This window comes from Streptomyces sp. NPDC059788, from assembly GCF_042732265.1.
In the GTDB taxonomy this organism is placed as follows: domain Bacteria; phylum Actinomycetota; class Actinomycetes; order Streptomycetales; family Streptomycetaceae; genus Streptomyces.
In genome coordinates, this window is the sequence record NZ_JBHWHY010000011.1 from 129,192 (window position 1) to 151,376 (window position 22,185).

Annotated in this window: 18 protein-coding genes; 12 read left to right on the forward strand and 6 right to left on the reverse strand. The window is 72.3% G+C overall.

What is annotated here, in order from left to right; all coding sequences use genetic code 11:
- The first annotated feature begins 71 nt into the window (after positions 1-71).
- Positions 72-1,772, forward strand: coding sequence for a proline--tRNA ligase (locus ACFV57_RS12445; RefSeq protein ID WP_385229335.1), 1,701 nt, complete (start codon positions 72-74; stop codon positions 1,770-1,772).
- A 491-nt stretch (positions 1,773-2,263) separates the two neighbouring features.
- Here the strand turns inward: ACFV57_RS12445 and ACFV57_RS12450 are convergent, their stop codons facing one another.
- From ACFV57_RS12450 to ACFV57_RS12460, 3 genes are all read right to left on the reverse strand, one after another.
- Positions 2,264-3,181, reverse strand: coding sequence for an aminoglycoside phosphotransferase family protein (locus ACFV57_RS12450; RefSeq protein WP_385229338.1), 918 nt, complete (start codon positions 3,179-3,181; stop codon positions 2,264-2,266).
- Between the two features lie 68 nt (positions 3,182-3,249).
- Positions 3,250-3,756, reverse strand: coding sequence for a ferritin-like domain-containing protein (locus tag ACFV57_RS12455; protein ID WP_385229341.1), 507 nt, complete (start codon positions 3,754-3,756; stop codon positions 3,250-3,252).
- Between the two features lie 76 nt (positions 3,757-3,832).
- Complete coding sequence (locus ACFV57_RS12460; RefSeq protein WP_385229344.1) at positions 3,833-4,438, reverse strand: hypothetical protein; 606 nt, start codon at positions 4,436-4,438, stop codon at positions 3,833-3,835.
- A 118-nt stretch (positions 4,439-4,556) separates the two neighbouring features.
- Between ACFV57_RS12460 and rimP the strand changes: the two genes are divergently transcribed.
- From rimP to ACFV57_RS12500, 8 genes are all read left to right on the forward strand, one after another.
- Entirely contained in the window at positions 4,557-5,090 is a 534-nt protein-coding gene (gene rimP, locus ACFV57_RS12465; protein WP_385229347.1) for a ribosome maturation factor RimP, read from the forward strand.
- A gap of 2 nt (positions 5,091-5,092) precedes the next feature.
- Positions 5,093-6,085: a transcription termination factor NusA gene (nusA, locus tag ACFV57_RS12470; RefSeq protein ID WP_385229350.1), complete on the forward strand. Its 993-nt coding sequence runs from the start codon at positions 5,093-5,095 to the stop codon at positions 6,083-6,085.
- Positions 6,086-6,254: 169 nt separating this feature from the next.
- Positions 6,255-6,566 carry a YlxR family protein gene (locus ACFV57_RS12475; protein ID WP_385229353.1) on the forward strand — a complete coding sequence of 104 codons (312 nt, stop codon included), beginning with the start codon at positions 6,255-6,257 and terminating at the stop codon, positions 6,564-6,566.
- Positions 6,567-6,713: 147 nt separating this feature from the next.
- Positions 6,714-9,803, forward strand: a complete 3,090-nt coding sequence (gene infB / locus ACFV57_RS12480) for a translation initiation factor IF-2 (RefSeq protein WP_385229356.1) — start codon at positions 6,714-6,716, stop codon at positions 9,801-9,803.
- Positions 9,804-9,951: 148 nt separating this feature from the next.
- The gene (locus ACFV57_RS12485) at positions 9,952-10,248 is read left to right on the forward strand and encodes a DUF503 domain-containing protein (RefSeq protein ID WP_385229360.1); all 297 of its coding nucleotides are present in this window, start codon (positions 9,952-9,954) and stop codon (positions 10,246-10,248) included.
- 55 nt (positions 10,249-10,303) lie between these two features.
- Positions 10,304-10,753: a 30S ribosome-binding factor RbfA gene (gene rbfA, locus ACFV57_RS12490; RefSeq protein ID WP_385229363.1), complete on the forward strand. Its 450-nt coding sequence runs from the start codon at positions 10,304-10,306 to the stop codon at positions 10,751-10,753.
- A complete protein-coding gene (gene truB / locus ACFV57_RS12495) occupies positions 10,750-11,733 on the forward strand; it encodes a tRNA pseudouridine(55) synthase TruB (protein ID WP_385229366.1) in 984 nt (327 codons plus the stop codon). The genes rbfA and truB overlap by 4 nt, the downstream gene beginning before the upstream one ends.
- Positions 11,734-12,140: 407 nt before the next feature.
- Positions 12,141-13,091, forward strand: a complete 951-nt coding sequence (locus ACFV57_RS12500) for a bifunctional riboflavin kinase/FAD synthetase (protein ID WP_385229369.1) — start codon at positions 12,141-12,143, stop codon at positions 13,089-13,091.
- A 221-nt stretch (positions 13,092-13,312) separates the two neighbouring features.
- On the opposite strand, the gene ACFV57_RS12505 is transcribed toward ACFV57_RS12500, so the two are convergent.
- From ACFV57_RS12505 to eccE, 3 genes are all read right to left on the reverse strand, one after another.
- A complete protein-coding gene (locus ACFV57_RS12505; RefSeq protein ID WP_385229372.1) occupies positions 13,313-16,366 on the reverse strand; it encodes an SCO5717 family growth-regulating ATPase in 3,054 nt (1,017 codons plus the stop codon).
- A gap of 414 nt (positions 16,367-16,780) precedes the next feature.
- Positions 16,781-17,629, reverse strand: coding sequence for a hypothetical protein (locus tag ACFV57_RS12510; RefSeq protein WP_385229375.1), 849 nt, complete (start codon positions 17,627-17,629; stop codon positions 16,781-16,783).
- Positions 17,629-18,849, reverse strand: a complete 1,221-nt coding sequence (gene eccE / locus ACFV57_RS12515; protein ID WP_385229378.1) for a type VII secretion protein EccE — start codon at positions 18,847-18,849, stop codon at positions 17,629-17,631. Before eccE ends, ACFV57_RS12510 begins: the two co-directional genes overlap by 1 nt.
- 375 nt (positions 18,850-19,224) lie before the next feature.
- Between eccE and ACFV57_RS12520 the strand changes: the two genes are divergently transcribed.
- The 3 genes from ACFV57_RS12520 (at position 19,225) to ACFV57_RS12530 (ending at position 21,879) form a co-directional block, all read left to right on the forward strand.
- Complete coding sequence (locus ACFV57_RS12520; RefSeq protein WP_385229380.1) at positions 19,225-20,853, forward strand: type VII secretion protein EccB; 1,629 nt, start codon at positions 19,225-19,227, stop codon at positions 20,851-20,853.
- Between the two features lie 274 nt (positions 20,854-21,127).
- Positions 21,128-21,451, forward strand: a complete 324-nt coding sequence (locus ACFV57_RS12525) for a WXG100 family type VII secretion target (protein WP_385229383.1) — start codon at positions 21,128-21,130, stop codon at positions 21,449-21,451.
- Positions 21,452-21,585: 134 nt separating this feature from the next.
- Positions 21,586-21,879 carry a WXG100 family type VII secretion target gene (locus ACFV57_RS12530; protein WP_030024340.1) on the forward strand — a complete coding sequence of 98 codons (294 nt, stop codon included), beginning with the start codon at positions 21,586-21,588 and terminating at the stop codon, positions 21,877-21,879.
- Positions 21,880-22,185: the final 306 nt, after the last annotated feature.

The following is a 22,185-nucleotide window of genomic DNA, read 5'->3' on the forward strand; positions in this document are numbered from 1 at the left end:
TCCCATTTCCATGGGGCGTGCCCCTGCGGATAACCTCGCGGAAGTCACCTTTCTTACGCAGGAGAATCACCATGGCCCAGGTCCAGCGCATGTCCCGGTTGATGATCAAGACGCTGCGCGACGACCCGGCCGACGCCGAGACCGCCAGCCACAAGCTGCTCGTGCGCGCCGGCTACGTCCGCCGCACCTCCGCCGGCATCTGGTCCTGGCTGCCGCTGGGCAAGAAGGTGCTGGAGAACGTGTCGCGCATCATCCGCGAGGAGATGGACGCGATCGGCGCGCAGGAGGTGCTGCTGCCGGCCCTGCTGCCCAAGGAGCCGTACGAGGCCACCGGCCGCTGGGAGGAGTACGGGGACCAGCTGTTCCGCCTCAAGGACCGCAAGGGCGCGGACTACCTCCTCGGACCCACCCACGAAGAGATCTTCACGCTCATGGTCAAGGACCAGTGCACGTCCTACAAGGACCTGCCGGTGACCCTGTACCAGATCCAGACCAAGTACCGCGACGAGGCCCGCCCCCGCTCCGGCGTGCTGCGCGGCCGCGAGTTCCAGATGAAGGACTCGTACAGCTTCGACACCACCGACGAGGGCCTGGCCGAGTCGTACCGCCTGCACCGCGAGGCGTACCAGAAGATCTTCCAGCGCCTGGGCCTGGACTACCGCATCGTCTCCGCCGTCTCCGGCGCCATGGGCGGCTCGGCCTCCGAGGAGTTCCTGGCCCCGGCCGCGGCCGGCGAGGACACCTTCGTCGACTGCCCGGCCTGTGACTACGCGGCCAACACGGAGGCCGTCACGGTCACCGTCCCCGCCGTCGACGGCTCCGGGCACGGCTCCGTCGAGGAGCTGGACACCCCCGACACCCCGACCATCGAGACCCTCGCCGAGCACCTGGGCGTCCCGGCCTCCGCCACGCTGAAGAACCTGCTGGTCAAGGTCGACGGCGAGATCGTCGCGGTGGGCGTGCCCGGCGACCGCGAGGTGGACCTCGGCAAGCTCGGCGAGCACCTGGCCCCGGCCACGGTCGAGCTGGTCACCGCCGAGGACTTCACCGGCCGCGACGACCTGGTGCGCGGCTACGTCGGCCCGCAGGGCCTGGCGGGGAAGTCCTTCAAGTACCTCGCCGACCCGCGGGTCGCTTCCGGGACCGCCTGGATCACCGGCGCCAACAAGGACGGCAAGCACGCGCGCAACGTCGTCGCGGGCCGGGACTTCGAGGTCGACGAGTACCTGGACGTCGTCGTGGTCGAGCCGGGCGACCCCTGCCCCAAGTGCGGTGCGGGCCTGCGCATCGACCGGGCGATCGAAATCGGCCACATCTTCCAGCTGGGCCGCAAGTACGCGGACGCCTTCGAGCTGGACGTGCTCGGCCAGAACGGCAAGCCCGTGCGCGTCACGATGGGCTCGTACGGCGTCGGCGTCTCGCGCGCCGTCGCGGCCCTCGCCGAGCAGACCCACGACGAGTCCGGCCTGTGCTGGCCGGACGAGATCGCCCCGGCCGACGTGCACGTGGTCGCCGCGGGCAAGGCCAAGCAGACCGAGCTGGCCCTGGAGGTCGGCGACAAGCTCGGCGCGGCGGGCCTGCGCGTGCTGGTGGACGACCGGGCAGGCGTCTCGCCGGGCGTGAAGTTCACCGACGCTGAGCTGCTCGGCATCCCGAAGATCCTGGTCGCGGGGCGCCGCGCCGGTGAGGGCGTCGTCGAGCTGAAGGACCGCCGCACGGGCGAGCGCGAGGAGCTGACGGTCGAGGAGGCCGTGGCCCGGCTGAGCGCGTAACCGGCAGAGAGCGGCCCGGTGGCCGGGCGGAACCGTGTGGACGGTTCCGCCCGGCCACCGTTGTGTATGGCGGGGGAGGCGCGTGGGGCGGGGCAGCGGCGTGCGTGGGGCCGGGCACGTCGCGTACGGCCGGGGACCGCGTGGGGCGGGGCGCCGGCGCGTACGGTCGGGGAGCGCGTGGGGCGGGTCGGGGAGCCGCGTGGGGCGGGCTCGGTTGCGTACGGGGCCGCGTGGGGCCGGGCACCGTTGCCTACGGCCGGAGAGCCGCGTGGGGCGGGGCGCCGTCGTGCGTGGGGCCGGGCACGACGCGTAGCCCGGGGAGCCGCGTGGGGCGGGCACGGTCGCATACGGGGCCGGGCACCGGCGCGTACGGGGCCGCGTGGGGCCGGGCACCGGCGCGTACGGCCTGGGGGCCGCGTCAGGCCGGACACCGTCGCGTACGTGGCCCGACGGGTCGCCCGGCCCCGTCCGTCAGCGTCGCCGCGCCGTGCCTACAGCCACGTGGCGAACTCCAGGAGCAGTTCGCCGCGCTGCACGTCGCCGCCCGTCGTCGTCATCTCGCGCACCCCGGAGTCCACCGCCCGGTACAGCGTCCAACTGCGCAGCCGGTCGCGGTCCACGTCCAGGGAGTCCGCCAGCTTGGCCACCCGGCGCCGGGCCGCCGACGCGGCCCCCGAGCCGGCCGCCAGATCCTCGAAGCGGTCCAGCACCAGCCACGCCAGGTCGTACGCCCGCTCGCCGACCACCGGCGACGGGCCGACCGCCAGCCACGGCGCCCGCTCCCCGGCCAGCACCTTGCCCTGCCGGAACGCCCCGTGCAGCAGCACCTCCTCGGGCGCGTCGGCCGGCAGCGCCCGGCGCAGCTCCAGGCTCTCGTCCAGCAACGGCCCCTCGGCCCGCGTCGTCGCCCCGAGTGCGCGCAGTTCCTCGACGGCCTCCTCCGTACGGCCCGCCAGAGACACGAACGGATGCCCGTCGGCCGGCGGCACCCAGAGCCGCCGTACCGTGCCCGCCGCCTCCAGCAGGGCCTTCGCCTCCGGCAACGAACGCAGCGACACCGCTCCCCGCAACCGCTCCAGAAGCAGCGCACCGCTGTCCGCGTCGGCGCGCAGCAGCCGTGCCGCGCCCCAGCCGTCCCACTGTGCCAGCGCCGCGCCCTCGTGCGCCGGCGCGCGCCCCGGAGCCGGGAACTTCAGCGCGGCGGACGTGCCGTCCGCCTGCCGTACGTACACGAGCAGGCTGCTGCGCCCGCCCGGCTCGTGCACCCGCTCCAGCGTCAACCCCCAGGCGTCCAGGAGCTGTTGCACCAGGCCGGGCAGGGCTTCGAGCCAGGCACCGGCCGGGCCGTCCGGATCGCCGCCGAGCGAGCTCACCAGCCGTTGCGGCGGTTCGATGGGTGCCGTAGCCATGCTTGTGCTGTCCCTTTCGCGTGGACGTTCGGTGGGCCCTGGTGCGGGGCCCTGGTGCGGGCGGTACGTCAGTGCCGGTCCGCGGCGGCGCCGGGCGCCGCGCCGGACGGGGCACCGGCGCCCTGGGCCCGCTCCGTGAGCCCAGGGAAGGCTACGCCGCTGCCGCGCCAGCGCACCGCGCGCACCGCGGCCTCCCGCAGCGCCCCGGCCGCGTCCCGGCGCCGGGCGCCGTCTCCGGCCCGTACGAGATCGGCGTAGACGGCCGCCACCCGGTCCTCCAGCTCCGCAGCCAGCCGGACCGCGGCGGCCGCGTCGGGCACCGGGAACGGCAGCTCGTACGCGGCCGCCGCGGCCTGGGGCGTGCCGCCCAGGTCCCGGACTCCGCGCCGCAGCTCGTCCCGGCGCGCACGGTGCGCGTCGTAACCCTCCTGCGCCTCCTTGCGCCGGTCTGCGCCGATCCGGCCGCCGACCACGCCGTAGCCGTAGACGGCCGCGTGCTCGGCCGCCAGCGCGGACTGGAGCGCCCGCAGCCCGGCGCCGTGCGCGCCGTTCTCCGTCGCCGTGGATGTCAGCATCGCTGTGCCCCTTCCGTGGCCGGGTCCGGTCCCGGCTGCTGTCCCGCGTCGCGTGTGGCCGCCGCTCCGGCGCGCCTCATGCGCCGGCCTCCGTGAGCAGGTACGCGTGCGCCGCGCCCGCCGCCGCGACCGACGCGAGCAGCCTGGCGAGCTCCGGAGGCGCGCTCACGAGAGCCGCGGCACGGGCGTCCGCCGTGCGCCGCTCCGCCGTGGCGAGGTCCGTACGCGCCTGCTTCTCGTCGGGCGCGACAGGGGGCGCGGAGGGCGCGGGAGGGGCGGAGGACGCCGGGGCGGACGCCGACGCGCCTGCACGGGGCTGCGTGGACGGCGCGGCGGACGCGGACGGCGCGGGGGAGGCCCCGAACGCCGCCGCGTGCCGGGCCACTTCGGCACGCAGCGGCCGCAGCCGCTCGTCGAGGCCTGGATGCGCGGCGAGCGTCGCGTCGTACCGGGCGAGCAGCGCGGCGCTGTCCCGCGCGGCCTGCCCGCGCAGCCGTGCCTCGGCCGCCGCGTCCGCGTCCTGCCTGCCCTTGCCGGGCCCGGAATCCTCCGAGCATCCGGAGAGCAGCAGTGCCGTCCCGCCGAGCACGGAGCCGGCCAGCAAGGTTCTCCTGCGCGTGAGCGCGACGTTGTGCACGTGTGACTTCCCGGGGTCTTCGGTGGGGGCGTCCGTAGTGATCACCGCAGGCGAGCGTATCCGTGACGGGCCACCGAATCGTCAGTACCCCGCCGGAACAGCTAGGCTTTGACCCGACACGCGACCTTCCCACAACAGCACACGCGGCCGAGGAGTCACCCGGATGAGCACCACCCAGAGCGAGAGGCTGCGCGGACTGCTTGAACCGCTCGTCGCCGCGCGAGACCTGGATCTGGAAGAGATCGAGGTGACACCGGCCGGAAAGCGGCGTGTGCTGAGGATCGTGGTCGACTCCGACGACGGCGTGCAGCTGGACGAGTGTGCCGAGCTGAGCCGGGAGGCCTCGCAGGCACTCGACGACTCCGACGTGATGGGCGGCGCCCCGTACACGCTGGAGGTCACCTCCCCCGGAGCCGACCGCCCGCTGACCGAGCCGCGGCACTACCGCCGCGCCGTCGGCCGCCTCGTCAGGGCTCAACTCCACGAGGGCGGCGAGCTGGTGGCACGTATCACCGCCATGGACGACGAGGGCCTGGACCTGGAGGTCCCGGGTGTGAAGGGGCGCAAGCCCACCGCCCGCCGGGTCGCCTTCGCCGAGATCGCCAAGGCACGCGTGGAGATCGAGTTCAACCGTAAGCAGGACAAGGGGCGCGACGAGCGCGCCGAGCAGAACGACGAGAGCCAGGAGGAGGCGTAGCCGTGGACATCGACATGAGTGCCCTGCGGGGTTTGGTACGGGAGAAGGAGATCTCGTTCGACCTGCTGGTGGCGGCGATCGAGTCGGCCCTCCTCATCGCGTACCACCGCACCGAGGGAAGCCGCCGCCACGCGCGGGTGGAGCTGGACCGCAACACCGGGCACGTGACGGTGTGGGCCAAGGAGGACCCGGCCGACCTCGAAGAGGGCGCCGAGCCCCGTGAGTTCGACGACACCCCGTCGGGCTTCGGCCGGATCGCGGCCACCACTGCCAAGCAGGTCATCCTCCAGCGGCTGCGGGACGCCGAGGAGGAGATCACCTTCGGCGAGTACGCCGGGCGTGAGGGCGACGTCGTCATGGGCGTCGTCCAGCAGGGCCGGGACCCGAAGAACGTGCTGGTCGACATCGGCAAGCTGGAGGCCATCCTGCCGGCGCAGGAGCAGGTCCCCGGCGAGGAGTACGCGCACGGCACGCGGCTTCGCTCGTACGTCGTACGGGTGGTCAAGGGCGTGCGCGGCCCGTCCGTGACCCTCTCGCGCACCCACCCCAATCTGGTGAAGAAGCTCTTCGCCATGGAGGTACCGGAGATCGCCGACGGCTCGGTGGAGATCTCGGCGATCGCCCGTGAGGCGGGTCACCGTACCAAGATCGCCGTACGGTCGACCCGCTCCGGGCTGAACGCCAAGGGCGCCTGCATCGGCCCGATGGGCGGCCGGGTGCGCGCGGTCATGGCCGAGCTGCACGGCGAGAAGATCGACATCGTCGACTGGTCGGACGACCCGGCCGAGCTGGTGGCGCACGCGCTGTCGCCCGCCCGGGTCAGCAAGGTCGAGGTCGTCGACCTCGCGGCGCGCTCCGCGCGGGTGACCGTCCCCGATTACCAGCTCTCCCTGGCCATCGGCAAGGAAGGGCAGAACGCCCGGCTCGCCGCCCGGCTCACCGGCTGGCGCATCGACATCCGTCCGGACACCGACCAGGGCGCGGACCAGGACTGAACCCCGGGGCGCCGCCGGGTACGGGTCACGACCCGCGCCCGGCGGCGGTCCGGGTCCCATGGGGGTGCGGCCGCAGCCGAAAATCGGTGGCGGCCCACCGGAATTTTGAGCGACCGTTCGGGCATTACCCCGTAGGGGTGAGGCCGGCGCGGGGAGGTAGACTTAAGCAGTGTCTGGCCGGACGCATGCCCGCGTATGCCCTGAGCGCACCTGTGTGGGGTGCCGGGAGCGAGCGGCCAAGGGCGATCTGCTGCGGATCGTGGCGATCGAGGGTGAGTGTGTCCCCGATCCTCGCGGTACGCTGCCCGGCCGGGGTGCTTATGTGCACCGGACACGGGTCTGTCTCGACCTGGCGGTCCGCCGCCGGGTCTTCCCCCGGGCCTTCCGGGGCCGGGGACCGTTCGATGTGACGGCCTTGCGCCGCTTCGTCGAACGGGCGCATGTTGATCAAGCCGCACCGGTTGATCAGGCAACACCGTAAGAAGCACAGCGCACGGAAAACCGTGCGGTCAGGTACCTCGCGAGTCGGAAGTAGGTCGAGATTGCGATGAGCACTCGATGAGTACGCGATGAGTACGCCCATGAAGTAGCGACGGTCCGGTGGACACCCGGACCTAGAAGGAGCGAAGTGGCTAAGGTCCGGGTATACGAACTCGCCAAGGAGTTCGGAGTGGAGAGCAAGGTCGTCATGGCCAAGCTCCAAGAACTTGGTGAATTCGTCCGTTCGGCGTCCTCGACGATCGAGGCGCCGGTTGTTCGTAAGCTGACCGACGCTTTCCAGGCGGGCAACGGCAACGGCCGTGCCGCCGGCAAGCCCGCGGCGCCGCGCAAGAGCGCGCCTGCGAAGCCGTCCGCGCCGTCCCCGGCGCAGGCTGCACGTCCCGCCGCCCCGAAGCCGGGCGCCCCCAAGCCGGGCCCCGCGGCTCCGGCGCCGGCCGCCCCCGAGGCACCGCAGTCCCAGGCCCCGGCGGCTCCCGCCGAGGCCCCGAAGTCGGCCCCGGCCCCGGGTCCGCGCCCCACGCCGGGCCCCAAGGCCCCGGCGCCCAAGCCCGCTCCGGCCGCGCCCGCGCAGCCCGAGTTCCAGGCCCCGCCGTCGGCCCCGGCTCCCAAGCCGGGCGCCACCCCCGGCCCGCGTCCGGCCCGCCCGCAGGGCGGCCAGGGCGGCAACCAGGGTGGTCAGGGCCGCGGCAACGCACCCCGTCCCGGCGGCGACCGCCAGGGCGGCGCCCCGCGCCCCGGCGGCAACCGTCCGTCCGGCCCGCGTCCGGGCAACAACCCCTTCACCTCCGGCGGCTCCACCGGCATGGCGCGCCCGCAGGCGCCCCGTCCCGGCGGCGCCCCGCGCCCCGGCGGCCCGGGTGCCCCCGGCGGCCCGCGTCCGCAGGGCGGCGGCCAGGGTGGCCAGGGCGGCCCCCGTCCGCAGGCTCCCGGCGGCAACCGTCCGACCCCGGGCGGCATGCCCCGCCCGCAGGGCGCCGGCCAGGGCGGCCCGCGTCCCGGCGGCGGTAACCGCCCCAACCCCGGCATGATGCCGAAGAGCCCGGCTGCCGGCCCGCGTCCGGGTCCCGGCGGCGGTGGCCGCGGTCCCGGCGGTGCCGGTCGTCCCGGTGGCGGCGGTCGTCCCGGTGGCGGCGGCTTCGCCGGCCGTCCCGGTGGCGGCGGTGGCGGTCGTCCGGGTGGCGGCGGCGGTTTCGCCGGTCGTCCCGGTGGCGGCGGTCCCGGTGGTGGCGGCGGCTTCGGCGGTCGTCCCGGCTTCGGCGGCCGTCCGGGTGGTCCCGGTGGCCGTGGTGGCACGCAGGGCGCCTTCGGCCGTCCCGGCGGCCCCGCGCGCCGCGGCCGCAAGTCGAAGCGGCAGAGGCGCCAGGAGTACGAGGCCATGCAGGCCCCGTCGGTGGGCGGCGTCATGCTGCCCCGTGGCAACGGTGCGACGGTCCGCCTGTCGCGCGGTGCCTCGCTGACCGACTTCGCCGAGAAGATCAACGCCAACCCGGCGTCGCTCGTCCAGGTCATGCTGAACCTGGGTGAGATGGTCACCGCGACGCAGTCCGTCTCCGACGAGACGCTCACGCTCCTCGGCGAGGAGATGAACTACGTCGTCGAGATCGTCTCCCCGGAGGAGGAGGACCGCGAGCTCCTGGAGTCGTTCGACATCGACTTCGGCGAGAACGAGGGCGGCGAGGAGATGCTCGTCGCGCGTCCGCCGGTGGTGACCGTCATGGGTCACGTCGACCACGGTAAGACGCGACTGCTCGACGCGATCCGCAAGACGAACGTCATCGCGGGCGAGGCCGGCGGCATCACCCAGCACATCGGTGCCTACCAGGTCGCGACCGAGGTCAACGCCGAAGAGCGGCGCATCACCTTCATCGACACCCCGGGTCACGAGGCGTTCACCGCCATGCGTGCCCGTGGTGCCAAGTCGACCGACATCGCGATCCTCGTGGTGGCGGCCAACGACGGTGTGATGCCGCAGACGATCGAGGCGCTGAACCACGCCAAGGCGGCCGACGTGCCGATCGTGGTCGCGGTCAACAAGATCGACGTCGAGGGCGCCGACCCGACCAAGGTGCGCGGCCAGCTCACCGAGTACGGCCTGGTGGCCGAGGAGTACGGCGGCGACACGATGTTCGTCGACATCTCCGCCCGCCAGGGCCAGAACATCGAGGAGCTGCTGGAGGCCGTGGTCCTGACCGCGGACGCCTCGCTCGACCTGCGGGCCAACCCCGAGCAGGACGCGCAGGGCATCGCGATCGAGGCCCACCTCGACCGCGGCCGCGGCGCCGTGGCGACCGTCCTGGTCCAGCGCGGCACGCTGCGCGTCGGTGACACGATGGTGGCCGGCGACGCGTACGGCCGTGTCCGGGCGATGCTCGACGACAAGGGCAACAACGTCGAGGAAGCGGGTCCGTCGACCCCCGTCCTGGTCCTGGGTCTGACCAACGTCCCGGGCGCCGGCGACAACTTCCTGGTCGTCGACGAGGACCGCACGGCCCGCCAGATCGCCGAGAAGCGCGCCGCCCGTGAGCGCAACGCCGCGTTCGCCAAGCGCACCCGCCGGGTGTCGCTGGAGGACCTGGACAAGGTGCTCAAGGCCGGCGAGGTGCAGCAGCTCAACCTCATCATCAAGGGCGACGCGTCCGGTTCGGTCGAGGCCCTGGAGTCCTCGCTGCTCCAGCTCGACGTCGGCGAAGAGGTCGACATCCGGGTCCTGCACCGCGGCGTCGGTGCGGTCACGGAGTCCGACATCAACCTGGCGTCCGGCTCCGACGCGATCGTGATCGGCTTCAACGTCCGCGCCGAAGGCCGCGCGACGCAGATGGCCGAGCGCGAGGGCGTGGACGTGCGCTACTACTCGGTCATCTACCAGGCGATCGAGGAGATCGAGGCGGCCCTCAAGGGCATGCTCAAGCCGGAGTACGAAGAGGTCGAGCTCGGTACGGCGGAGATCCGCGAGGTCTTCAAGTCGTCCAAGCTGGGCAACATCGCGGGTGTTCTCATCCGCTCCGGCGAGGTCAAGCGCAACACCAAGGCCCGCCTGGTGCGCGATGGCAAGGTCATCGCGGAGAGCCTCAACATCGAGGGTCTGCGCCGCTTCAAGGACGACGTCACCGAGATCCGCGAAGGCTTCGAGGGCGGTATCAACCTCGGCAACTTCAACGACATCAAGGTCGACGACGTCATCGCGACGTACGAGATGCGGGAGAAGCCGCGCGGCTGATCACGCTCTGCACGCTCGGGGCCGGTCGGCGGAAGATATTTCCGTCGATCGGCCCCGGCCGTTGCGTGTACGGTTCGAATGGCTCGTACATTCGGATGGCTCGTACATCCGGCGTCTAGTGCCCCACGGGTGGCCTTACCCGCATCGCATGTACGTAGGGACGCTGTCCTTCGACCTCCTCCTCGGCGACGTACGGTCGCTGAAGGAGAAGCGCTCCGTCGTCCGCCCGATCGTCGCCGAACTGCACCGCAAGTACGCGGTCAGCGTGGCGGAGGTCGGTGACCAGGACCTCCACCGCAGAGCCACCATCGGACTCGCGGTGGTGTCCGGGGACACGGAGCACCTCACAGACGTACTGGACCGCTGCGAGCGCCTGGTCGCCGCACGGCCCGAAGTGGAACTGCTGTCGGTACGGCGGCGGCTCCACGGTGACCATGACGACTGAGCGGGTCGTCGGCGCCACATGCACCATGGTGAAAGACACAGAAGGAGACGGACCAGTGGCCGACAATGCGCGGGCGAAGAAGCTGGCGGACCTCATCCGGGAGGTGGTCGCCCAGAAGCTGCAGCGCGGTATCAAGGACCCGCGGCTCGGCAGCCACGTGACCATCACGGACACCCGGGTCACCGGCGACCTGCGGGAGGCGACGGTCTTCTACACGGTCTACGGTGACGACGAGGAGCGCGCCGAGGCGGCGGCCGGACTGGAGAGCGCCAAGGGCATCCTGCGCTCCGAGGTCGGCCGGGCGGCGGGCGTGAAGTTCACGCCGACCCTGACCTTCGTCGCGGACGCCCTGCCGGAGAACGCCAAGACGATCGAGGACCTGCTCGACAAGGCACGGGCCTCGGACGCCAAGGTGCGCGAGACCTCCTCGGGCGCGAAGTACGCGGGCGAGGCGGACCCGTACCGCAAGCCCGGCGACGAGGACGAGGACACCACGGCGGAATGAAGCGCGAGAACACCGGCGCGAAGCGCGTGGAGCGGACCCGCGCCAAGCAGGGGGCGCCGGACGGCCTGGTCATCGTCGACAAGCCGGCCGGCTTCACCTCCCACGACGTGGTGGCCAAGATGCGGGGCATGGCCCGCACCCGCCGCGTCGGGCACGCCGGCACGCTGGACCCGATGGCGACGGGCGTGCTCGTCCTGGGCATCGAGCGCGCCACCAAGCTGCTCGGGCACCTGGCGCTGACCGAGAAGGAGTACGTCGGCACGATCCGCCTGGGCCAGACGTCGGTCACCGACGACGCCGAGGGCGAGATCACCGCCGCCAAGGCCGCGCACGGCCTGGACCGGGCGGCGATCGACGCGGGTGTCGCCGCGCTGACCGGCGCGATCATGCAGGTGCCGTCCAAGGTCAGCGCCATCAAGATCGACGGCAAGCGGTCGTACTCCCGGGTGCGCAACGGCGAGGACGTGGAGATACCGGCCCGCCCGGTCACCGTCTCCTCCTTCGTCGTGTACTCGGCCGAGGAGACCGAGGCGGCGGACGGCACCCCCGTGACCGACCTGCTGGTCTCGGTGGAGTGCTCCTCCGGTACGTACATCCGGGCGCTCGCCCGCGACCTGGGGGAGGCCCTGGGCGTCGGCGGCCACCTGACCGCCCTGCGGCGCACCCGGGTCGGCCCGTACAAGCTCGACCGGGCCCGCACGCTGGAGCAGCTCCAGACGGCCGTGGACGACGAGGCGGGCGGCGGGCTGCCCGTCATGCCGATCGGCGAGGCGGCGGCCGCGGCCTTCCCGCGCTGGGACGTCACGCTGGACCAGGCACGGCTGCTCACCAACGGCGTACGCATCCCGATGCCGCGGTTCGACGAGGAGGGCGACGGCCCGGCGCGGCCCGCCGCGGCGTTCGCGCCGGACGGGACGTTCCTGGCGCTGCTGGAGAACCAGGGCGGCCGAGCGAAGAGCCTGGCGGTCTTCGCGTCGTAGCGAAGGCCGGGTCGCGGCGCACGCCGCCCGTGCCCCGGAGCACGGGCGTACGGCCCCAGGCCGCGGACAGTACGGCGGGCGGCGCCATGCCCATGGCGCCGCCCGCCGCCGTATCCGCAGCATGGGGCGGCACCGATGCGTACGGACGGGCTCGCGCGGGCGGCGGGGCGAGGTCGGCGGGGCGCGGCCGGCGGTGGTGCGCTCCGGCGCGCCGGTGACACGGGCGGGCCGGGGCGGCGGATCGTACGCCCGCGGGTGCCGCACTCCACAGAAGCGAGGCGACCCTTCCCGCGAAGCGGTGCGCGCGGCATGGCAGTCTTAGACCTGCGTAAGGCCGAGGGTGCCCGGATCCGACCGGGTTCTTCCGGCGCAGTGACGGACGAGAGTTCTGGCGAGGAGCGGGCACAGTGCAGCGCTGGCGTGGCTTGGAGGACATCCCCGAGGGCTGGGGACGCAGCGTCGTCACCATCGGCTCCTACGACGGCGTGCACCGCGGGCACCAGCTGATCATCGGGAAGACGGTGGAGCGCGCCCGGGAGCTGGGCGTACCGGCCGTGGTGGTCACCTTCGACCCGCACCCCAGCGAGGTCGTACGGCCCGGCACGCACCCGCCGCTGCTGGCGCCGCACGAGCGCCGTGCGGAGCTGATGGCGCGGCTCGGCGTGGACGCCGTGCTGATCCTGCCGTTCACCAAGGAGTTCTCGAAGCTGGCCCCGGCCGACTTCGTGGTCAAGGTCCTGGTCGACAAGCTGCACGCGAAGCTGGTCGTCGAGGGGCCGAACTTCCGCTTCGGGCACAAGGCGGCGGGCAACGTCGAGACCCTCGCCGAGCTGGGCGGCACCTACGACTACGCGGTCGAGGTCGTCGATCTGTTCGAGCGCGGGGCGGCGGGCGGCGGCGTGCCGTTCTCCTCGACCCTGACCCGGCGCCTGGTCGCCGAGGGCGACGTCGCGGGCGCCATGGAGGTCCTGGGGCGGCCGCACCGTGTCGAGGGCGTCGTGGTGCGTGGCGCGCAGCGCGGCCGGGAGCTGGGCTTCCCGACGGCGAACGTGGAGACGCTGCCGCATACCGCGATCCCGGCGGACGGGGTGTACGCGGGGTGGCTGCACGCCGCGGGCGAGGCGATGCCGGCGGCGATCTCGGTCGGCACCAACCCGCAGTTCGACGGCACCGTGCGGACCGTCGAGGCGCACGCCATCGACCGGGTCGGCCTGGAACTGTACGGCCTGCACGTCGCGGTGGACTTCTACGCGTACCTGCGCGGGATGGAGAAGTTCGAGACGCTCGACGGGCTGCTGGAGCGGATGGCCGTCGACGTGAAGGAAGCGCGCGAGCTGATCGCGTCGGCCGAGGGCTGACGGCGGTACGCGGCGGAGCCCGGCGATTCCCGCGTCGGGGCCGTCGGGGCCGTCGGGGAGGACGGGGCGAGGCCCGGCACTGGGAAAGTGCCGGGCCTCGTTGTTGTTGCCGTCGCGTGCCGTCGCGTGCCGTTCGGCGCCGGCGGCGTGCGGGCCGCCGTCCGGGCTTCCGTGGGTGCGGGGCCGGGACGGCGGCAGGTGCTCGCTGCGGCGGGGGCTCCCTACTGGGGCGGGGGCTGCTGCGTCCAACCCGGCTGGAGGCCGGGCTGACCGGGCGCCTGGGGCGCATCCGGAGGGGGCTGCTGCCAGCCGGGCGGAGGCTGCTGTCCCTGGGGCTGCTGGGGCTGCTGCGTCCAACCGCCCTGCTGCGGCGGGTACCCGGCGGGGGGCTGCTGGCCCTGCGCCTCCTGGCCCTGCTGCGGGTAGGGCTGCTGGCCGTACTGCTGCTGCCCGTACTGCTGGGCGTTCGGGTCGGCGGGCGGCATCTGCTGCTGGACACCGGCCTCGTTCCACCCGCCCTGCGCCTGCTGGGTCCGGGAGAAGTCCTCGGCCACCAGCGCGGACAGGTTGAAGTACGCCTCGCGGGTCTTGGGGCGCATCATGTCCAGGTCGACCTCGGCACCGGCGGCCAGATGCTCGTCGAACGGGACCACGACCACACCGCGGCACCGGGTCTCGAAGTGCGACACGATGTCGTCGATCTTGATCATCTTGCCGGTCTCGCGGACCCCGGAGATCACCGTGATACCGCGCTGCACCAGGTCGGCGTAGCCGTGCGCGGACAGCCAGTCCAGCGTGGTGCTGGCGCTGGACGCACCGTCGACCGACGGTGTGGAGATGATGATCAGCTGGTCGGCGAGGTCCAGCACCCCGCGCATGGCGCTGTAGAGCAGGCCCGTACCCGAGTCGGTGAGGATGATCGGGTACTGCTTGCCGAGGACGTCGATCGCCCGCCGGTAGTCGTCGTCGTTGAACGTCGTCGAGACGGCCGGGTCCACGTCGTTGGCGAGGATCTCCAGGCCGGACGGCGCCTGCGAGGTGAACCGGCGGATGTCCATGTAGCTGTGCAGCTGCGGAATCGCCTGCACCAGGTCACGGATGGTCGCGCCGGTCTCGCGGCGGACCCGGCGGCCGAGCGTGCCGGCGTCCGGGTTCGCGTCGATGGCCAGGATCTTGTCCTGCCGCTCGGAGGCGAGCGTGGCGCCCAGCGAGGTCGTCGTCGTGGTCTTGCCGACGCCGCCCTTGAGGCTGATGACCGCGATCCGGTAACAGGACATCACCGGCGTACGGATCAGCTCCAGCTTGCGCTGGCGCTCCTGCTCCTCCTTCTTCGCGCCCAGCTTGAAGCGCGACGGCTGAGCGTTGGCGCCCGGCTTCTTCTTCTTGGGCTGGTTGCGGAGCAGCCGGTCGGAGGTCAGCTCGACGGCGGCGCTGTAGCCCAGGGGGGCGCCGGGGGCGGCGCGCTGCTGCGGCTGCTGCTGGCCCGGCTGCGAGTACTGCGCGTAGTTGGCCGCGGCGTTGGGGTCGGCGCCCTGGACGGGGGTGGGGGCCTGGGGCTGCTGCGGCTGCTGCGGGGGCTGCTGCTGGGGCTGTTGGGCTTGTGGGTGCTGAGGGGCCTGTTGCGGGTGCTGGGCCTGGGGGTGCTGAGCCTGCTGCGCCTGGGACTGAGCCTGCTGCTGCGGGTAGCCGGGGTACTGCTGCTGTTGCTGAGGCTGCTGTGCGGGCGCGGCCTGCTGCGGGTACCCCTGGGCGGCCTGCGGGTAGCCGTAGGCGCCCTGCTGCGGATAGCCGTACGCGGGCTGTTGCGGCTGCTGAGGCGTCTGCTGCTGCGGCTGGGGCTGCTGCGGGTAACCGTAACCGCCCTGTGCAGCTGCGGAGTTGGGGTCGGCCGGCGCCTGCTGCGGCGTCGGGGTGCCCTGCTGCGGGTAGCCGTAGGCGGGCTGCGGATAGCCGTAAGCGGCCTGCTGCTGGGCCTGTTGGGGCGCCTGCTGCTGAGGCTGAGGCTGCTGTGCCTGCTGCTGCGGGTAGCCGGGCTGCTGCTGGTACGGCTGCTGCGGGGGCTGCGGCTGTGCGTACGCCTGCTGCTGGGGCTGCTGCGGATAGCCGTACGCTGCCTGCTGCTGGTACGGCTGCTGCTGTCCCTGAGCCGTACGCGGGTCCGCAGGCTGGTACTCCGGAGGCAGCGGCGGCAGGTGCGCAGGCGCACCTGCCTGCTGCCCTGCTGCGGCGCCCCAAGGCGCGCCCTGCTGGGGAGCGCCTTGCTGCGGCACCTGCTGGGGCGCGGGCTGCTCCTGCGGCATCTGCTGCTGGGACAACTGCTCTTGCGGCGTCTGCTGCTGGGGAACGCCCTGCTGCGGGGCTTCCTGCGGTACGTCTTGCGGTACGTCCTGCCGCACGGCCTCCGGCTGCTGCTGCGCTTCGGGCGCGAACTGCTGCTCCACCGGCTGCTGTTCCACCGGCTGCTGTACGGGCGGCTGCGGCGCGGCCACCGACGCTTCGGCCTCGGGCTGCGCCAGGGGAGCGGGGGCGGAGGGAGATGCCTCGGCCTCGACGGGACCGCCGGACCGGCCCGCCTCGTCGGTCTGCTGCTCATCGGCGGCCGGCGCGGCCTCCACCGGGGCGGGCGCGGGGGCCGGTTCGGGCTCCGGGTCGTCGTCCCACAGCGACGCGGACGGGTCGACGCCGCTGCCGGCCCGTACGTTCCCGGACGCGGGCGCGTCGGTCTTCGGGGGGTCGGCGGGCGTTTCGGGCGCCGCCTCGGCGACGGGGGCGGGAGGCGTCACGGGGGCCACCGGCTCGGGAGCGGGCGGCGCGGGCGCGACAGGGGCCGGCGTAACCGGCGGCGCGGTGGGCGCGGGCGCCGGAGTGGTGGGGGCGGCGCCGTCGTCGGGCCGCAGCGTCGGGAACCCGGGCGGGGCGGCAGGCGGCGCCGAAGTGCCCTGCGGCGCGCCGTGCGGGGCGCTCTGCGGTGCACCATGCGGAGCCCCCTGCGGCGCGCCATGCGGGGCACCGTGGGCCGGGCCGCCCTGCGGCGCCGCCTGGCCGGGGCCTGTCTGCGCGGACCCGGTCAGCGGCGCGCCGGTGGGCGGCGTGGAGGGCGTGGCAGCGGGAGGTGTGGCCGGGGCGGCCGCGGCCGAACCGCCGCCGCTGGTGTCGTTGCTCGCGTACCAGGCCGGAGCCGCAAAATCGATCTTGAACTCACCCGTCAGATCGAACTCGGACTGGTCGTCGTCAGGATCGTTCCCGTCCGGACGGAAAGCCTCCTGCTCCCTCACTGTGCCTCCTGGTGTACTGAAACGCACCTGAACGGCAGGACCGGATACAGGCGGATCAATCGGATGTAGCGGACGTCGGACCACACCACCCCGGGTAGCGCCAACACTAACTGTCTCCATCCCCGTATCGGCAGCCGTCGGTGTGCTCCTGCGGCTCTCCAATACAGACTAATCAACAGTCGGCCTCGAACGGCAGTCGATGTCATCTCGTCTTGGCAACCCGGCCGCACCGCGGACGCACACCGCCCGCACACCGCCCGCCGCGCCGTGGTACGGGCCCGCTGCCGCGCTCTTACGCGGTTCGCCCCGGCATGCGATCCGGCGCGAGAAGCAGTCGCGCGCGGGCTCGCGGACACCCTCAAGAGGGACCCGCGAAAGCCCGCGCCGTACGTATGTCGTACTTATGCCGCTCCGTCAGTCCATCCTTCGCGCCCCGCCGAGCAGATTCGTCTCCGCGTCGGTGGGCTGCGTCATCACGAACTGGTGGTTGTCGCGCGTGCACCAGAGCATCGCGTTGTCGCTGAGCGTCGGCAGCACCCCGCCGATCTGCGCGGGCAGCCGCATGATGCGCGTCACCACCTCGGCCTCCTCCGGCGACAGCCGCTGCAGGCAGACGAGGTCGGCGCGGGCCAGCAGCTGCGGCGAGCGCGGCCCGAGGAAGGGCAGCACGGTCAGCACGGACTGCCAGGGGCCGGGCGCCAGCTGGTTGCGCGGCGGGCGCGCGCCCATGTCCCGTACGACCAGGACCGGGCTGGAAACCGACGGCCCCTGCGGCGCGATCTGCCGTACGTCGTGGACCGACACGCACTGCTGCCCGCCACCCGCGGCCTGCGCCATCTGCGCCCAGGCCGGCGGGCGCGCGGTCTCGACCGCGACCCGTGCGCCGGTGGCGACCGTACGCAGCGCCAGCACCTGCGCCAGCCACATGCTGCCCACCAGCACCACTTCGAGCGGGCTGGGCCGCAGCAGGCTCAGCACGGCGGGCTGGTTCTGCGGGTCGATGCCGATGACGACGCCGTCCTCGGCGACCGGCAGGGACAGCGAGCCGAGCGACTCGGCGGTCAGGACGTGCGGGCTGCGCCGCGGGCCGCGCAGACCGAAGCCCGGCTGCGGGCGCGGGCCGGTGGGCGCCGACTGCCGCTCGTCGGGCCGGGGTTCGTGCGAGAGCCGCCGTCCGCCGCCCGCGGGCGCGCCGCCGATGGGGGGATTGCGCCAGCCGTCGCTGCTCGGGGTGGCGCGGGGCTGGTAGGTGGGCGTCGCCATCAGCGGGTACCTCCGAGGGGGAGCGTGGCCAGGAGACCGGGGAGCTGCTCACGGTCCAGCCGTACGAGCCCGACCTTCGCGGAACCGGAGCGGCGCTCCAACTCGCCCTGTGCGGCGGTGAGTTCGTTCTCGCTGCGGGTCGAGAGGCGGACGTAGCCCGAGATGGCGGGTGCCCGGCCGCCGCCGTGCGTGGCGGTCAGCGAGAAGGTGCTGGCCATTGCCGGGGTGCTGGTCAGCAGCTGGACGATGCCGGCCAGCGGCGTACCGCCCTGGCCCAGCTGGGGCCAGCGGCCGATCCAGTACGTGGTGTGCCAGCGGTCGTCGCAGCGCATGGCGCGGACCGTCTCCTGGGTGCGGCGTGCGGCGCGGCCGTCCCGCCCCATGGCGCCGTTCGCGGCCCGCGGGCTGACGCACACCGCGGTGCCGACGGCGGCCACCACCTCGCGCTCGCCGAGCACCTTGGCCCGTACGCCATGCGCGGAGAGCCGGCTGACGAGCTGGTCGGCGGCGCGCAGGAGCGACCGCTCGGCGCCCTCCAGGCCGCCGCCGCGTGCCTCGATGGCCTCCGCGCACAGCTCCGGGTCGAGCTTCAGCGCGATCCAGGTGAGTTGCAGCGCGGGCGTCCTGGTCTGCGCCTGGAGCGGCGCGTATGAGCGGGCGGCGACCGCCTGCTCGGGCAGGTGCGGGGCCGGCGCGGGCTGGGTGTACTGCACGAACTGCACCGATTCGAGGTGGATGTCCTCCACGTCCAGCGCGGTGTGCAGCACGTCCATCGGCAGCGGGCGGCTGCCGCTCGCCGGGCGCAGCGGCTCGTCGCGGCCCTCCACCTGGACGACGGCGGTCAGGAACGTACCGTCCCCGACGAAGCCGATCGCCCGCTGCTCGGAGTCGGTGTACTCGTACGTCCGCAGCGCCGGGTCGCACTCCACCAGCGGCGCGAAGGCCGGATCGACGCCGCCGCTGCCCGCGGCCGAACCGCTGCGCTTGGCGCGGCGCTTCATCGCGCGCACCGTCGTGATCCACTCCGGCAGCGGAATCCGCCGGCGCCGGCCGAGGGCGAAGACGACGAGGACGGCCGCCACCACCGCCGCGACGGTCAGGGCGACGGGGTGGATCGCCCAGCCCACCAGCACCAGCGCCGCGGCGATCTCGATGATCGCGAGTTGTTGTACGCGGACGCCGCCGATGCTTCCGGCCTGCGCGCGCAGCCGGGGTGCCACCGGCCCGGCCGGCCGGGCCGCCGTTCCGCGGCCCCGATTTTCTCCATTGCCCGGAGCTATACCGTTTTGGTCCGCATTTCCCGCGTATTGCGGCGCGACGGAAGGCTGTTGCTGTTGCTGCCGCCCATTGCGGCGTCGAGCCCTGGTGGCGCTGGACATCCCCCGGCCTGCTCCTCTGCTGATGATGTGGCTCCGAGCATTGTGCTTCTGAGCGGTATGTCTTCCCGGCCTCGGTACCGTCGTCGGGACTGGTGCGCCGGAAGGTGGCACCCGTACCGTACGGGTCGATCGACACACGGCATAGTAGAGGGCGCTGCGGCCTGAGTGCCGGGGGCGGTCCACGGTGGATCCGACAGGCGGGGAGAGAAAGCAACAATGGCATCACGTCGGGACGAGCTGAATGCGTATTCGTTCGCTCGAAAGCGGACGACTGCGGCATTTCTGAAGCCGCTGCCGAACGGCTCGATCGAGAGTGCGCCGCGACCGCTGAAGGCAGTGCTCCCGAGCATCCTGCTCGGCCTGGTGGTCACCGTGGGCTTCGGCGCCTGCGGCATCCTCAAGCCGGTTGCGCCGAAGGGCTGGGACACCCCGGCGCAAAACGTCATCGTCGGCGACAAGTCCACCACCCGGTATGTCGTGCTGAACAACAAGGGCGAAAACGGAAGCAATCAGAAACTCCTCCACCCGATCCTCAACCTGGCGTCCGCCAAACTCCTTCTGGACCCGAAGAAGTTTCAGGTCGTAAAGGTGAAGGAAGAGGAACTCGACGGAAAGATTCCGCACGGCCCGGCCATCGGAATCCCGTACGCCCCCGACCGGCTGCCCACCGAGAAGGAGGCCGGTACTCCCAAGATCTGGGCGGTGTGCGACCGTCCGGGCAGCGGTGAGAACAGCAAGTCCCAGCAGGCCGTGTTCGTCCTCGGCGGCAAGGACAAGGCCCGGGTGCTCGACCACGGAAAGCTGGACCTGCACCAGGCGCTGTACGTCCAGGACCCGCAGGGCGAGAAGTACCTGGTCGACGAGAACGGCGTGGCCTTCAAGTTCGACGCCCTCCGTGGCACGGCCCCCTCGCCGGCTGTGAAGGAGCAGCAGGACGACAAGCTGCGCCAGGTCATCTTCGGCGACGCGCAGCCGCAGCAGGTGACCTCCGAATGGATGAACACCCTCATCAAGAGCCAGTTGCCGCTCATCATGCCCCGCGTGGAGAAGGCGGGCACGCGGGCGGCCGTCGAGGGGGTGCCGAGCAAGTACAGCGTCATCGGCAACGTCCTGCAGGCCGGTGACAGCCAGAAGTACGTCGTGACCGCGGACGGCCTGGAGAAGGTGACGAACTTCCAGGCCAAGCTGCTGCTGGAGGGGCCGAACGCGACCGCCGTCAACAAGGGCGGCGACAAGATGGACGCGATCAATGTCTCCACCGACAGCATCACCCCCAAGCGTGACGACAAGGACCAGGTCGTCCAGTTCATGTCCAGGTACCCGGGCGCGGCCCTGTGGCCCTCCGAGGCCGTCACCATGGCCAACGCCGCCGCGACGCGGCGCAGCACCGGTATCGGCGACTCGGGCAAGGGCGCGGACGTCGCGTGCAGCGTCTACCACGGCACCAGTACGGAGTACGCGAACGGCGCCGGCAAGGCCCTCGGCTTCGAGGGCGGCGTCCCCAAAATGACCACCTGGGTCGGCAAGGACTACCCGGCCACCATTGCCTCCGGCTCGGCCTCGTACGTAACGCCGGGCAGCGGCCTCCTTTATCAGCAGGTAACTGGAAACGTCAAGAGCGGAACGCTGTTCCTGGTAACCGACACCGGCCTGCGCTATTCGGTGCCCCGCAGCAACGACAGCGCCACCAAGGCGGGCAATGCGGAGAAGGCGCGCGACCAGGCGCAGATCCACCTCGGATACGAGGGCGTGCATCCGCCGACGGTCGACAAGGCGTGGTCCCAACTGCTGTCCGAAGGGCCGTCGCTGGACGTCGACAGCGCGAAGAAGCCGCAGAGCTCCTGACGCCCCGATCCGCACCGCTCCTTCACATCCGAAGGAGCGGTTCCGGCTTCACGCTTGACCGAAAGAAAGGCATCTGTCCGGTTCCATCGAATTGACATTCGGAGCCGGTCAGTTGCCTTTGTTGTGATCCCGTCACAACCGCCCACCCGCTGTTGGGAACAGGCGTATGGAGTGGTTAAAGTGGCGGAAGGCGTCAGCAGAAGATGCCGACCGGGGGAGCTCTTCACGTGGGTCCCCCGGCACGACGTACGAGTCTCATGGGGGACGTTGACTTATGGCTGGTCAGCAGTTCACAACCACTGAGGAGGAGATGGTCGCATTCAGCGGCCGTATCTCCTCCGTCAACCAGTCGATCCAGGGCGAGATCACTCGCCTGAACGGGGTCGTCGAGGGCATCACGTCTGGGTGGAAGGGCGCTGCTGCCTCCTCGTACCACCAGCTGCAGACTCAGGTGAATGACGACGCCAAGCGCCTGAACCAGCTGCTGAACGAGATCAAGGAAGCGATCGACTCGACCACGAAGAACTACGTGGCCTCGGAAGAGGAGCAGGCCCAGTCGATGTCCCACGTCTCCGCGCAGGCTTCGCCCTTCGGATGACGGGACCGCGCCGCCCTCCGCGGCGCGCCCACTTCGCCGCAGCACGCACCGGCCCACCGCCCCGGCGGCCCCTGGGCCGGCCGGCCTGCTGCGGCATGTGAATCGACCAGAGCTCAACTCCCCGAGGAGACCATATGTCCGGCCAGATCCTCGTCAATTTCGCGACGATCTCCCAGGCCGCCTCCGACGTGCGCGGAACGGCCAACAACATCCGTACCCAGCTCGACGACCTCGAGTCGGGTGTCAAGAAGATCGCCGCCAGCTGGGAAGGTGCCGCGCAGGAGGGCTACCAGGCCCGTCAGCGCGAGTGGGACCAGCGCGCCGCTTCCCTGCACTCGACCTTGGAAGCCATCGCGAAGGCCCTGGACCAGGCCGCTCAGAACTACCAGAGCACCGAGTCCAAGAACGCCAGCATCTGGGGCGGCTGACCCGTCACCGTCCACCGACGGGAACGGCTACGGCACAACGGCTGAGCAGCCACGAAGGCTCGCACAGTGGTGAATGAGGGCGGGCGCGCTGCACCAGTGCGCTCGCCCTCACGCAGTCCACCCACTTCCTCCACCGCCTCCCCGGTTCCTCCCTTTCACCTTCTCGAATCCGCCACACACGGAGAGCAGACACCTCGTGGGATCTCGCGCCAATGGTCACCGAGCCGGTCACCGCCGACGCGCGGCGGTAGCACTGGCCGGTGCGGCCGGCACCGTCGCACTGTCCTGCGCGACGGCCGCGCCGGC

What these genes read in the sequence shown, in the direction of transcription:
- ACFV57_RS12520 (WP_385229380.1), top strand. Translation starts at nt 19,225, where the DNA reads ATGGCATCACGTCGGGACGAGCTGAATGCGTATTCGTTCGCTCGAAAG.
- ACFV57_RS12510 (WP_385229375.1), bottom strand. Translation starts at nt 17,629, where the DNA reads ATGGCGACGCCCACCTACCAGCCCCGCGCCACCCCGAGCAGCGACGGC.
- truB (WP_385229366.1), top strand. Translation starts at nt 10,750, where the DNA reads ATGAAGCGCGAGAACACCGGCGCGAAGCGCGTGGAGCGGACCCGCGCC.
- ACFV57_RS12525 (WP_385229383.1), top strand. Translation starts at nt 21,128, where the DNA reads ATGGCTGGTCAGCAGTTCACAACCACTGAGGAGGAGATGGTCGCATTC.
- ACFV57_RS12445 (WP_385229335.1), top strand. Translation starts at nt 72, where the DNA reads ATGGCCCAGGTCCAGCGCATGTCCCGGTTGATGATCAAGACGCTGCGC.
- ACFV57_RS12450 (WP_385229338.1), bottom strand. Translation starts at nt 3,181, where the DNA reads ATGGCTACGGCACCCATCGAACCGCCGCAACGGCTGGTGAGCTCGCTC.
- ACFV57_RS12485 (WP_385229360.1), top strand. Translation starts at nt 9,952, where the DNA reads ATGTACGTAGGGACGCTGTCCTTCGACCTCCTCCTCGGCGACGTACGG.
- rimP (WP_385229347.1), top strand. Translation starts at nt 4,557, where the DNA reads ATGAGCACCACCCAGAGCGAGAGGCTGCGCGGACTGCTTGAACCGCTC.
- ACFV57_RS12530 (WP_030024340.1), top strand. Translation starts at nt 21,586, where the DNA reads ATGTCCGGCCAGATCCTCGTCAATTTCGCGACGATCTCCCAGGCCGCC.
- ACFV57_RS12455 (WP_385229341.1), bottom strand. Translation starts at nt 3,756, where the DNA reads ATGCTGACATCCACGGCGACGGAGAACGGCGCGCACGGCGCCGGGCTG.